The sequence below is a fragment of the Pantoea sp. 9140 genome (genome assembly GCF_000745295.1).
Classification (GTDB): Bacteria; Pseudomonadota; Gammaproteobacteria; order Enterobacterales; family Enterobacteriaceae; genus Pantoea; species Pantoea vagans.
The window spans coordinates 1,805,423-1,817,673 of sequence record NZ_JQNO01000001.1 but is presented as its reverse complement, the minus strand read 5'-3'; the positions used below and the strand labels follow the sequence as shown (position 1 = coordinate 1,817,673).

The following is a 12,251-nucleotide window of genomic DNA, read 5'->3' as shown; positions in this document are numbered from 1 at the left end:
TTTTCCACCGAGGCCAGCGCGTTGCATTACATTAGCAGCAACGCTCATGGTGTCAGGTTGATAAGATGGACAAGTTTCTCAGTGCGGATCTCATCCGCACCCGTTTCTCTCAGGCGATGTCAGCGATGTATCAGCAGGAGGTGCCGCAATATGGCACGCTGATGCAGCTGGTCGCCACCGTCAACGAGCGCACGCTGGAAGCCGATATCGCGCTCAAAGATCGTCTCACCGCCGCGGATGAAATTGGCCGGCTCAGCCTTGAACGTCACGGCGCAATCCGCGTTGGCACGGCAGACGAATTAGCTACGCTGCGGCAGCTGTTTGCGGTGATGGGAATGTCCCCGGTAGGCTATTACGATCTCTCTCAGGCGGGTGTGCCGGTGCACTCCACGGCGTTCCGGCCAGTCACCGATGCGGCGCTTCGGCGCAATCCTTTCCGGGTCTTTACCTCGCTGTTACGTCCTGAACTGATTGACGATCCCGCGCTGCGCGAAAAGGCGGCAGAGATCCTGGCCGCACGCGACATTTTCACTTCCCGTTGTCGGGCGCTGCTGCAGTTACATGAGCAGCAGGGCGGATTAACTGACGCTCAGGCTACCGAATTTGTGACCGAAGCACTGGAAACCTTCCGCTGGCACGCCCACAGCAGCGTGGACAGTCAGACCTATCAGGCGCTGAACCAGCAGCATCGCTTGATCGCAGATGTCGTCTGCTTTCCCGGCTGCCACATCAACCATCTCACCCCGCGTACGCTCGATATCGACCGCGTCCAGCAACTGATGCCGTCGCGCGGCATCGATCCGAAAACGCTGATCGAGGGGCCGCCGCGTCGTCAGGTGCCGATTCTGCTGCGCCAGACCAGTTTCAAAGCGCTGGAGGAGCCGATCATCTTTAAGGACGGGCATCAGGGCACCCACACAGCGCGCTTTGGTGAAATTGAGCAGCGCGGCGCGGCGCTGACGCCTGCAGGGCGTGCGCTCTATGATCGACTGCTCAGCGAGGCGGGCAGCGGTCAGGACAATCAGCAGCATCAGCAGCATCTGGCGGCCATTTTCCGTGACTTCCCCGACGACGAGACCACACTACGCCAGCAGGGGCTGGCCTGGTTCCACTATCGCCTGAGTGAAAAGGGCGTCGCGACACCGCCGGATAAGGGTGAAGCGCTGGAGGATCTGATCAGGCAGGGGCGTGTGCTGGCAGACCCGATCGTCTATGAGGATTTTCTGCCCGTCAGCGCGGCAGGGATTTTTCAGTCCAACCTCGGCGATCGGGCGCAGGTCCGTTCGGCGGGACAGGCGAGCCGGCAGGCGTTTGAAGCGGCGCTGGGCTCTGCGGTACTGGATGAGATGGCATTGTACGAAGAGCGCCAGCAGCGCTCGCTGGCACAGTGCGGAATACAGACGTCCTGATGTTTTCGCCGGGCAACGCCTCTGTTGCCCGCACCACCTTCACTAAGCTGGTTTTTTAAAGTCCTGGTCCTGACGCGGAGCATAAGGGGGAACAGGCTGATCTTACTGAAGAAAAATTACGCTTTATCGGTCAGCGCAGGTTTCGCAGCGTGAGTATCTTAATCAGTTAGCGAGCTGACTGCTTAGCTGTGTAAAAAACGGCGCGGAATCAAAGCCGGACACCGCTTACAGGCGGAGTGGCACGGTATTCATCCTGAGCAAAAAGATAAACAATACTTAACCCTGGCTGAGATTGGTGCTCTAAACCTGTTGACGAGCATGTTCATGCCCATCTCTGACGCTTCGGCATATTCTGCAAATCCCCTCCGTACCTGGACAATGGTGGCGGGCCTGCAAATAATGGAGGAACGTCTGAACAGGGAAACAGGAATGAAAAACGAAACAGGTCTGAGGATCATGACGGCCGAGGGGGAGTTGTGTGGATGCATGGACGATGACCTTTTCGTATTCAAAGGCATACCTTATGCGGCGGCTCCGGTTGGCGCACTGCGCTGGCGTCCGCCACAGCCGATCACGCCCTGGCAGCAGATGCGCGATGCCACCGCATTTGGGGCTGCCGGCTGGCAAAATCGCACATATTGTCAGGCGGTGGGCGGTGGCGATCCCGGTGAGTTTAGTGAAAATTGCCTCTACCTGAATGTCTGGACGCCCGATGTTGCGCCGACAAAGCCGCTGCCCGTAATGGTGTGGCTGCACGGTGGAGGCTTCACCATCGGTGCTGGCGGGCTGGCTCCGTACAACGGCAAGCCGCTGGCTTCACGTGGTGCGGTGGTGGTCACGCTGAACTACCGTCTGGGTCACCTCGGTTTCTTCTCCCATCCTGCGCTGGATGCAGAATACCCTGCCGCGGGTACGGTAAACAATTTTGGCCTGCTCGATCAGATTGCCGCACTGCAGTGGGTGCAGCGCAACATTCCAGCCTTTGGCGGCGACCGCCGTAATGTGACACTTTTCGGTGAATCCTCTGGCGCGCGCAGCGTGCTCTCGCTTTGCTGTTCGCCGCTGGCAGAAGGGCTGTTCCACAAAGGGATCGTGCAAAGTGCCTATAGCCTGCCGGATACGCCGCTGAAAAAAGCGCGTCAGCAGGGCGTGGCAGTGGCGCGCCATTTCGGCCTGCCGCCCGATGCCAGCGCGGATGACCTGCGCGCACTGCCCGCCGATGCCTTCTGGCCGCTGGAGGGGCAACTGGCGATCCCGCCGGTGCCGATTGCCGGTGATGCCGTTCTGCCCGAGCCAATGCTGAAAACCTTCATGGCTGGCAAACAGCACCGTCTGCCGCTGATGGCGGGCAGTAACAGTGATGAAGCCAGCGTGCTGGAATATTTTGGCGTGGATGCCACCGCGGTATTGCTTCAGCTGCGCGATAAAAACCGGCTCACCTATCGGACGCTGAAATGGATGTATGACATCCATGACGATCAGTTGCTGGGACGTGCCGTGGCGCGTGATATGGCCTTCAGCCTGGTGCCGTGGCTGGTGATGCGGGCGCAGCACAGTGCCGGTATGCCGGGCTGGCGCTACTGGTTCGATTATGTTTCTGAGCACGCTCGTGACCTTTATCCTCATGGCACCTGGCACGGCAATGAAGTGCCTTATGTCCTGAACACGCTGAGTCAGATGCCGGATCCCAATGAAGCGCGGCCATTCAGTGAAGCCGATCGCGCTTTTGCGGCGCGCGTCAGCGAATACTGGTTTACTTTCGCCCGTGACGCCACGGAATATAAGCATCAGCTTGAAGGCGAGGTTGTCTGGCCAGCCTGGCATCCCGGCAATGACGTGACAATGTCACTTGGAAATGAGCGTAAGAACGGACTGGTTCTGAAACGAAACTTTATGCGCGCCCGCATGCGGCTTTTCAGGCTGTTGATGACGCGTATGGTCCGGCTATAGGTCGGAGGTGATAGTTAATCTGCTAACCATTAAACTGCGTGAATGGATTTTTTCTGCTTTTTAAAATCTAATATATTGAAAATAAGGCATTTTCTCTAAATTCATGCCTGAAGACGCTGTAAAATATCAGGTAACAAAACAGTTACATTTTCACTATCTCATGCCGATAAATCTCCTATGCCCGACGCTTGCGGGTCAACGTGTATAGGATTTTGGTATGGGAATGCTCAAAAATTTTACCATTCGCGCAGTGATGCTCACAATTCTGGGGCTGTTCTGTTTACTGTGGAGCGGCGTCGGGCTGTACAGCATCCACTCGCTTGGTGCGCTCAGCGAAGGCAATGACGTTGACCGTCATCTGGTTGAGCAAATGACGGTGCTGAGCAAAGGCAACGATCAATATTTTCGCGTCATCACGCGCTTATCCCGCGTGATGGAAAGTAAAGCCGCTGGTAAAACGCTGACCGATGAGGCCTATGCTCCTGTGCAGCAGGCGCTGGATAGCATGACTCAGCAACTGGCGCGCTTTAAACAGCTGGCTCCCGGTCCGATGAATCCGGACGTCGTCGATGGCGTCATTCAGAGCTGGCAAAAGCTGCTGGATGAGGGCGTGACGCCACAACTGCAACTGGCCCGTCAGGCCTCACCGGACGCATATCGCCAGCAGGCGAACAATGTCACCCCGCCGCTCAGTCGTGCCTTTGGCATCAGCGCAGAGAAGTTTAACCAGGGCGCAGCCGAAAAGCTGGACAAAACCCGGGTTGAAGTCGACCACCTCACCGCGATGACCAAGACGATTATTACTATCACGGTGATTATTGGCCTGCTTATTCTGCTGTTTACCGACCGCTATCTGGTGGCGATGCTGGTCCGTCCGCTGGAAAGTATTCGTACCCACTTTGCAGTGATCGCGACAGGCGATCTCAGCCAGCCAGTAGCCGATTTTGGTCGCAACTGTGTCGGTAAACTGGTGCCGCTGCTGAGCGCCATGCAGGATAGCCTGCGTGAAGCGGTCAGCGCCATTCGCAGCGGGACCGAGAATATCTCGCGCGGTGCTGCTGAGATTTCTGCCGGTAACAATGACCTCTCTTCACGTACCGAAGAGCAGGCCGCTGCGCTGGAACAGACGGCGGCCAGCATGGAGCAGTTGACGGCCACGGTGAAATTCAACGCCGATAACGCCCGCCAGGCCAGCCTGCTGGCAGAAACTGCCACCACCACAGCACAACGTGGCGGTCAGCTGGTGAGTGAAGTGGTCAGCACCATGGAGGGCATCTCTGGCAGTTCGAAGAAGATTGCTGAGATTACCAACGTGATTAACGGTATCGCCTTCCAGACCAATATCCTGGCGCTGAACGCCGCGGTCGAAGCGGCACGTGCCGGCGAACAGGGTCGTGGTTTTGCGGTCGTGGCATCTGAAGTACGTAATCTGGCACAGCGCAGCGCCAACGCCGCCAAAGAGATCGCGACACTGATTGAAGACTCGGTGCAGCGTGTAGGAAAAGGCGCGGAGCTGGTCAGCACGACGGGCGGCACCATGAACAATATTCTGAAGTCGGTGCAGGATGTGGACGCGATTATGAAACAGATCGCTTCTGCGTCGGAAGAGCAGAGTAAGGGTATTTCTCAGGTGGGCACCGCAGTTACCGAGATGGACAGCGTGACGCAGCAGAACGCCTCACTGGTTGAGGAGGTCTCCGCCGCCGCGAGTGCGCTGGCGCTGCAGACTGAAGCGCTGCAGGCCTCTGTGTCGAAGTTCCGCCTTTCCAGTAACCGTCCGGCTTCACCTGCCGTCAGCAATACACCGGCAGCGCCAAAAGCTCCTGCGCTGAGTGCGCCTCAGGCGAAACCTGCTGATAATGGCGACTGGGTGACGTTCTGATCCCTGCAGAGCCACGCCACCAGCTCCGCGAGGAACGGTGGCGCATCCTGCGCGGGCCGCTGCAGTAAACTGTAAACGGCTCCGGTTTTAACCTCGCCAGCGAACGGCTTAATCAGCCTGCCGCTGGCGATATCACTCTCCACCAGGTTGCTGTCGGCAATTGCCACGCCATACCCCTGAATCGCTGCGCTAATCGCTAAATCCATCGTGGCAAAATGCTGGTTTCGCTTCATGCTGAGCATTACCTGCTGCGCCTGTAACCAGCACTGCCAGTCACGCGTGTCTGACGTGGGATGCAAAAAGGTCATTGCGGACAGCGCCGCCGTCGTCTCCGGGCAGGGCTGACCAGCTGCCATCACCGGCGTCAGCGACTCGCTGAACAGGCAGATCCCGTCAGGATGCGGCTTGCCATAGACAATCGCCGCGTCAAAGTTTTCAAGCTGCGCCGCATGATCCAGGGTGGTCGTCAGGGCCACATGCAGTTCAGGGCGGTGAAGCTCCAGCGCCATCAGCCGCGGCACCAGCCAGCGCATGGCGCAGGTCGGCGCTTTCAGGCGAAGGCTGACCTGACTGCGACGGACCTTTTCGCTGGCCTGAACCATCAGCTCAAAGCCCTGGCTGAGTTCAGGCAGCAGCGCGGCACCCTGCGGGGTCAGCCGCAGCCCGCGCGCATGGCGGTCAAACAGCATCACGCCCAGCCACTGCTCCAGGGTAGCAATCTTACGACTGACAGCACCCTGCGTCAGGCAGAGCTCGCGGGCAGCATGGGTCAGATTAAGGTGACGGGCCGTCACCAGAAAGGCGTGAATGGCGTTGAGTGGCAGCGATGAACGTGACACGGTGGACCTCAGCTATGCAATTTTGTCATGGCTATTATGACGACATTTCGCTTGCCGACTCAAGTCGCAGCCCGTTGAATAACGATGTATCGCATCTGACCAGTTATGCACCTGACGGAGAACATATGTCCCTGAAAACGCCAGTCGCTGTTCACTCAAAATTGCCGGACGTCGGCACCACTATCTTTAGCGTCATCGGCCAGCTTTCGGCACAGCATCAGGCGATTAACCTGTCGCAGGGCGCGCCCAGTTTCCCCTGTGATCCGGCGCTGGTCGATTCCGTCAGTCGTGCGATGCAGGAGGGGCATAATCAGTATGCTGCCATGATGGGACTGCCCGCCTTGCGCGAGGCGCTCGCCAGCAAAGTGCAGACGCTTTATGGACAGACATATGATGCCGCGAGTGAAGTGTTAATCACCGGCAGCGCCAGCCAGGGACTCTATATGGCGATTACCGCGCTGGTTCATCAGGGCGATGAGGTGATCTTCTTTGAGCCGGCATTTGACAGCTACGCGCCCGTGGTGCGGTTGCAGGGCGGAACGCCGATAGGCCTGAAGCTGCAGGTGCCGTCGTTTGCTATCGACTGGGATCAGCTGCGGGCAGCGATCACGCCACGCACCAGGATGATTATCATTAACACGCCACATAATCCCAGTGCGCAGGTGCTGACGCCCGATGACCTCAACCAGCTGGCCGCGTTGATCCGCAACACCGACATCGTGGTGCTCTCCGATGAGGTTTATGAACATATTCTGTTTGATGGTCGCCCGCACTGCGGCATGGCGACGCACCCGGAGCTGGCCGCACGTAGCGTCATCGTCTCCTCATTTGGTAAAACCTTCCACGTCACCGGCTGGCGGGTAGGCTACTGTCTGGCATCGGCGGAGCTGATGACCGAGCTGGTGAAAGTGCATCAGTTTATGATGTACGCCGCCGACACGCCGATGCAGGTGGGATTCGCACACTATCTGCAGACGCCGGAAAACTATCTGTCGCTCAACGCTTTCTATCAGCAGAAGCGCGATCGGCTAATCGATCTGATGCAGAACTCGCCGTTCCGGCTGCTGCCGAGCGCCGGTTCGTTCTTTATGCTCGCCAGCTATGGACATTTCAGTGACGAACCGGACAGTGAGATGGTAAAACGTCTTATCGTCGATCACGGTGTGGCAACCATACCGCTGTCGGCGTTTTATATGGATGGCACAGACAATAAACTGATTCGTCTCTCTTTTGCGAAAGACGAGGCGACACTAGAGGCTGGCGCGGCTGCGCTTTGTGCTTTTTCTCACTGAATCACGCGAGCGTGATTCAGTACGGGGAAACAGGTAACCAGGACTTTTCGGGGTAAATAGATAATGAAAAAACTGAACGCGCTTTTTCTCGCTCTGGGCATGATGACAACGGTACAGGCACTGGCTCAGGATTTACGTTACGGCGTGGAGTCACAATATCCGCCGTTTGAAAGCCGCAACGCAAAAGGTGAGCTGGAAGGCTTTGATATTGAGCTGGGTAATGCCATCTGTAAGGCAGGCAACTTCAGCTGCCACTGGGTTGAGAGCAGCTTTGATGCGCTGATCCCGGCACTGCAGGCGAAAAAGTTCGACGCCATTAACTCGGCGATGAATATCACCGAAGCGCGCGCCAAAAGCATCGCGTTTACGCAGCCGATCTACCGTATTCCGACCATGTTAGTGGCGAAAAAGGGTGAAAATCTGGCACCGACCGCCGAAGGTCTGAAGGGCAAAAACATCGGTGTGTTGCAGGGATCGATTCAGGAAACCTATGCGAAGAAGCACTGGGAGACCCAGGGCGTAACGGTGACGTCGTATCAGGATCAGAACCAGGTTTATAACGACATGGTCGCGGGCCGCCTTGATGGCACGCTGGTGATGTCCGCTGCCGGTCAGTCGGGCTTCCTCGATAAGCCGCAGGGCAAAGGATTTGGTTTTGTGGGCAAGCCCGTCGAAGATGATGCGATTCTGGGTTCAGGCATCGGCTACGGCCTGCGTAAAGATGACGCGCCGCTGAAGCAGTCACTGGACGCGGCAATCGCCAAAGTGCAGGGCGATGGCACCCTCAAAAAGCTGGCTGAAAAATACTTCCCGGGTATTGATGTCAGCGCGAAGCCATAACAGCAATCGGGCGCGTTCTGCGCCCGATTTCTCTGCTTAACCCGCAGCCAGATAACAGAGCTTTTCTGCCACCTGATAGGACTTCACAAACGATGAGACTGGCAGAAACTCGAAGCGTGAATGGAAGTTATGCGCGCCGGTAAAGAAGTTCGGCGTCAGCAGGCCTTTGGCTGACAGCGCGGCACCGTCCGTGCCACCCCGCATCGGAATCACTTTCGGCTCAATCTCCAGCGCGGCAAAGGCGCTGAAGATCAGATCTATTGCCCGGCGATCCTCACCCAGTGCATTGCTGATATTGCTGTAGATATCGCTGATCGTGATGCTCACTTCGCCTGTGGGATAGCGCGCCGCCAGTTCCTCTGCCGCCTGCTGCAACTGCTGCTTACGCGCCGCGAAGCTGGCCAGATCAAAATCACGAATAGAGGCCTTTAGCGTCGCCTTGCTGCCGTTGGCCTGAATCTCATTGAACCAGATATAGCCTTCACGACCTTCAGTGTGCTCCGGTGTCTGCTGACGATCAAACAGGCTGATGTAGTCATGGGCCATTAGCAGCGGATTGACCAGCACGCCTTTGCCCGACATCGGATGTGCCGGAACGCCGGTAAACACAATCTCAGCCGCGGCTCCATTAAAGTTCTCGTAAACCACTTCGCCCAGTTCGCAGCAGTCGATGGTCCAGGCAAAATCGACATTAAACCGCGTGTCCAGATCCAGCGCTTTCGCCCCGCGCAGGCCAATCTCTTCGTCTGGTACAAACGCCACCACGATATCGCCATGATCGCCTTTGAGGTTCGCCATCAGCGTCATCACCACGGTGACCGCCGCTTTATTGTCTGCGCCCAGCACGCTGGTGCCGTCGCTGAAGATCACCTGCTGGCCGACGTAGGGCGCGATCTCCGGATGCTCATCGCGGCGCAGCCAGATATCCTGCTCTGTATTCAGACAGAGATCGTCACCCTGCCAGGTGAGGATCTGCGGGTGGATATCGGGCGACAAGCCCACGTCAACAGTATCAATGTGCGTGATAAACCCGATGCGCGGAGCGTCTGGACGGTTGCCCCGTTTCACCGCCGTCACCGTAGCATGGTCATCAATCACCACCTCGTCCAGCCCCAGCGCCCGCAGCTCGTTTGCCAGCAGTTCCGCCATGGCGTGCTGGCTCGGCGTACTCGGCAGAGTCGTGGATTTGGCATCGCTCTGACTGCTGACGGCGAGGTAACGAAAAAAACGTTCGGTGAGTTGCGACTCAAGTTTGTCTGTCATCACTATTCCTTATTAGTCAGCCATGGGCGGGGTTCGCTATGGTGCCGAATCGTGCTATCAATGAAGCATCTGAATGATTCATTTAGATATTGTGATCACCGGAAGTCAATACAAAGCGAGGATGATAATGAAAATCAAGATAGCCACCTTAGCGCTTGTTACTGCTGGGATAGCGCTGGCTGGCAGCGTTAACGCCAAAACGCTGGTCTACTGTTCTGAGGGATCGCCAGAAAATTTTAACCCTCAGCTCTATACCTCGGGAACCAGTGTCGACGCCAGTGCCGTGCCGGTGTTTAACCGGCTGGTGGACTTCACGCCCGGCACCACCGATCTGGTGCCCAGCCTGGCAGAACGCTGGGAGATCAGCCCGGATGGCACCGTCTACACCTTCCATCTGCGCAAAAACGTGAAGTTCCAGAGCAACAAACAGTTCAGACCCAGCCGCGACTTCAATGCCGATGATGTGATTTTCTCGTTCATGCGCCAGATGGACCCCAAAAATCCCTACCATAATGTCTCTGGCGGCACCTATTCCAACTTTGAAAGCCTCGAGCTTTCCACGCTAATCAAAAGCATCGATCGGGTGGATGACCATACCGTGCGCTTTACGCTCGCCCATCCGGAAGCGCCGTTCCTTGCCGACCTCGCCTGGTATTTCGCCTCGATTCACTCGGCTGAATACGCAGACGCCATGCTGAAAGCGGGGACGCCGGAGAAGGTCGATATGAACCCGATTGGCACCGGCCCGTTTGAACTGGTGCAGTACCAGAAAGATTCCCGCATCCTCTACAAGGCCTTCCCGGACTACTGGCAGGGCAAGGCGAAGCTGGATCGTCTGGTGTTCAGCATTACGCCGGATGCTTCCGTGCGTTACGCCAAGCTGGAGAAGAACGAGTGTCAGGTGATGCCATTCCCGAACCCCGCCGATCTCGACAAGATGCGCGCCAACCCGGATATCACCCTGGAACAGAAGGCGGGCCTGAACACCGGCTTCCTGGCGTTTAACACCACGAAAGCGCCAACCGACAACGTTAAAGTGCGGCAGGCGCTGGCGATGGCGATCAACAAACCGGCAATCATCGAGGCGATATTTAAAGGTACCGGCACGGTCGCGAAAAATATCCTGCCGCCGGGCGTCTGGAGTGCGGACAAAGATCTGAAAGATTACGACTACGACCCGGAGCAGGCCAAAGCGCTGCTGCAGCAGGCAGGCGTCAAACCGGGCACCGAAATTGCGCTCTGGGCGATGCCGGTCCAGCGGCCTTACAATCCGAATGCACGCCGCATGGCGGAGATGATTCAGTCGGACTGGGCCAAAGTCGGCATCAAAGCCAGTATCGTCAGCTATGAGTGGGGCGAATACCTGAAACGCGTGCGCAGCGGCGAGCATCAGGCGGCGCTGATGGGCTGGACCACCGCGACCGGCGATCCTGACAACTTTTTTGGCCCGCTTTACAGCTGCACCTCTGCGCAGGGCGGTTCTAACTCATCAAAATGGTGCTATCAGCCGTTTGAGAAGTTAATTACCGAAGCCCGCGCCGAGCCGGATCAGGGCAAACGTACCGCGCTCTATCTGCAGGCGCAGCAGATGATGCATGACCAGATGCCTGCGGTGATGATTGCGCACTCCACCATCTTCGAGCCGGTGCGCAAATCGGTCAGCGGTTATCAGGTCGATCCGTTCGGCAAGCACATCTTCTATCAGGTTGATATTAAGCAGTAATACCTTCCTGCACAGGCCCATACGTATTGGGCCTGTGCAGTTTACCCAAAATCCGGTAACCCTTATCTCATCCTCACCTGCTGATCCATCTCCGTCAGCCGCTGCTGCAAAAACGCCAGAAACAACGTCAGTGCTGCGTTGCGCTGACGACCCGACACCGTCTGAAGCTGCAACGTCCGCTGACTCAGTTGATCTACCCCCAGCGATCGCAACACCAGATTCTGGGACTCGCGCTCAAACAAAAGAGTAAATGCGCTGCAGATGGTCACCGCCTGTGGCGTGTGCAGCAAAAAGTGATAGAGCGTGGCGAAATAGTCGCAGGTCAATACCGGTTCAACCACGCAGTCATTCATCTGACAGGAGAGATCAAACAGCTGCCGCACGGTCGTGTGATGGCCCGGCAGCGCCAGCGGCCAGCGGTGCAAATCGCCCAGTGTTACCTCACGTGACGCCAGCGGATGTGACTGATGCATCGCCAGTAGAACCGGGGCAGGCCACGAGCCGAGCACCTCAACGCTGCGCTCAGGTTGCAGACTGAACTGCAGCGCCACATCGCATTCACCCGCCCTGACGCATGCCGCCACGCCCTGCGAGTGCGTCACGTTAATCGCAAACAGTGCGCCGGGGTTCGCCAGACGAAACGCCGCCAACAGGCCAGGCAGCAGACTGAACGCCATGCCATCCGTGCAGGCGATACGGATCAGGCTGCGGCGTACCGCTTTCAGGCCCTTAATCTCCGCCAGCGCATATTCCATATCAAGCTGACTTTTACGCACGTGATGCGCAAAAATTTCTCCCGCCTCATTCAGCACCATGCCGCGTGCATGCCGTTCAAACAGCGGCACACCAACCTGCGCTTCCAGCCGCTGAATCTGACGGCTGATCGCCGACACCGCCACAAACAGTTTCTCACTGGCGGCACTCAGCGAACCGCTCTCAACGACCGCCAGGAAATAACGGATTTCGCTGCTTAACATGGTCACTCCAACAAAACGCATCATAAAAGGGCAGCAATGCGTTGCTTTAAAAGCAAAGGCCACTCGATAAATTGAT

At 57.2% G+C, this 12,251-nt stretch carries 9 protein-coding genes; 6 read left to right on the top strand and 3 right to left on the bottom strand.

Annotated elements, in window-relative coordinates; all coding sequences use genetic code 11:
- Positions 1 to 65 precede the first annotated feature (65 nt).
- The 3 genes from FA92_RS08610 to FA92_RS08600 all read left to right on the top strand — a co-directional run bounded on the left by FA92_RS08610 (position 66) and on the right by FA92_RS08600 (position 5,241).
- Complete coding sequence (locus FA92_RS08610) at positions 66 to 1,409, top strand: VOC family protein (protein ID WP_033783174.1); 1,344 nt, start codon at positions 66 to 68, stop codon at positions 1,407 to 1,409.
- A 429-nt stretch (positions 1,410 to 1,838) separates the two neighbouring features.
- Entirely contained in the window at positions 1,839 to 3,359 is a 1,521-nt protein-coding gene (locus tag FA92_RS08605; protein ID WP_033783172.1) for a carboxylesterase/lipase family protein, read from the top strand.
- Positions 3,360 to 3,576: 217 nt separating this feature from the next.
- Positions 3,577 to 5,241 (top strand): methyl-accepting chemotaxis protein, encoded by a 1,665-nt coding sequence (locus FA92_RS08600; RefSeq protein WP_033783171.1) that lies wholly within the window; start codon positions 3,577 to 3,579, stop codon positions 5,239 to 5,241.
- On the opposite strand, the gene FA92_RS08595 is transcribed toward FA92_RS08600, so the two are convergent.
- Positions 5,199 to 6,080 carry a LysR family transcriptional regulator gene (locus FA92_RS08595; RefSeq protein ID WP_033783169.1) on the bottom strand — a complete coding sequence of 294 codons (882 nt, stop codon included), beginning with the start codon at positions 6,078 to 6,080 and terminating at the stop codon, positions 5,199 to 5,201. The genes FA92_RS08600 and FA92_RS08595 overlap by 43 nt on opposite strands.
- Before the next feature lie 125 nt (positions 6,081 to 6,205).
- Between FA92_RS08595 and FA92_RS08590 the strand changes: the two genes are divergently transcribed.
- Both FA92_RS08590 and FA92_RS08585 read left to right on the top strand, forming a co-directional pair.
- Entirely contained in the window at positions 6,206 to 7,372 is a 1,167-nt protein-coding gene (locus FA92_RS08590) for a methionine aminotransferase (RefSeq protein ID WP_033783167.1), read from the top strand.
- Between the two features lie 63 nt (positions 7,373 to 7,435).
- Positions 7,436 to 8,212: a transporter substrate-binding domain-containing protein gene (locus tag FA92_RS08585; protein WP_013357937.1), complete on the top strand. Its 777-nt coding sequence runs from the start codon at positions 7,436 to 7,438 to the stop codon at positions 8,210 to 8,212.
- Between the two features lie 36 nt (positions 8,213 to 8,248).
- On the opposite strand, the gene pepT is transcribed toward FA92_RS08585, so the two are convergent.
- Positions 8,249 to 9,475, bottom strand: coding sequence for a peptidase T (gene pepT / locus FA92_RS08580; protein ID WP_033783166.1), 1,227 nt, complete (start codon positions 9,473 to 9,475; stop codon positions 8,249 to 8,251).
- A gap of 127 nt (positions 9,476 to 9,602) precedes the next feature.
- Here pepT and FA92_RS08575 point away from each other — a divergent pair, with 127 nt between their 5' ends.
- Positions 9,603 to 11,198, top strand: coding sequence for an ABC transporter substrate-binding protein (locus FA92_RS08575; RefSeq protein WP_013357935.1), 1,596 nt, complete (start codon positions 9,603 to 9,605; stop codon positions 11,196 to 11,198).
- A 62-nt stretch (positions 11,199 to 11,260) separates the two neighbouring features.
- Here FA92_RS08575 and FA92_RS08570 read toward each other — a convergent pair whose 3' ends face one another.
- Positions 11,261 to 12,175, bottom strand: a complete 915-nt coding sequence (locus FA92_RS08570) for a LysR family transcriptional regulator (protein WP_033784587.1) — start codon at positions 12,173 to 12,175, stop codon at positions 11,261 to 11,263.
- Between the last annotated feature and the right edge of the window lie 76 nt (positions 12,176 to 12,251).

What these genes read in the sequence shown, in the direction of transcription:
- FA92_RS08575 (WP_013357935.1), top strand. Translation starts at nt 9,603, where the DNA reads ATGAAAATCAAGATAGCCACCTTAGCGCTTGTTACTGCTGGGATAGCG.
- FA92_RS08605 (WP_033783172.1), top strand. Translation starts at nt 1,839, where the DNA reads ATGAAAAACGAAACAGGTCTGAGGATCATGACGGCCGAGGGGGAGTTG.
- FA92_RS08585 (WP_013357937.1), top strand. Translation starts at nt 7,436, where the DNA reads ATGAAAAAACTGAACGCGCTTTTTCTCGCTCTGGGCATGATGACAACG.
- FA92_RS08600 (WP_033783171.1), top strand. Translation starts at nt 3,577, where the DNA reads ATGGGAATGCTCAAAAATTTTACCATTCGCGCAGTGATGCTCACAATT.
- FA92_RS08590 (WP_033783167.1), top strand. Translation starts at nt 6,206, where the DNA reads ATGTCCCTGAAAACGCCAGTCGCTGTTCACTCAAAATTGCCGGACGTC.
- pepT (WP_033783166.1), bottom strand. Translation starts at nt 9,475, where the DNA reads ATGACAGACAAACTTGAGTCGCAACTCACCGAACGTTTTTTTCGTTAC.
- FA92_RS08570 (WP_033784587.1), bottom strand. Translation starts at nt 12,175, where the DNA reads ATGTTAAGCAGCGAAATCCGTTATTTCCTGGCGGTCGTTGAGAGCGGT.
- FA92_RS08610 (WP_033783174.1), top strand. Translation starts at nt 66, where the DNA reads ATGGACAAGTTTCTCAGTGCGGATCTCATCCGCACCCGTTTCTCTCAG.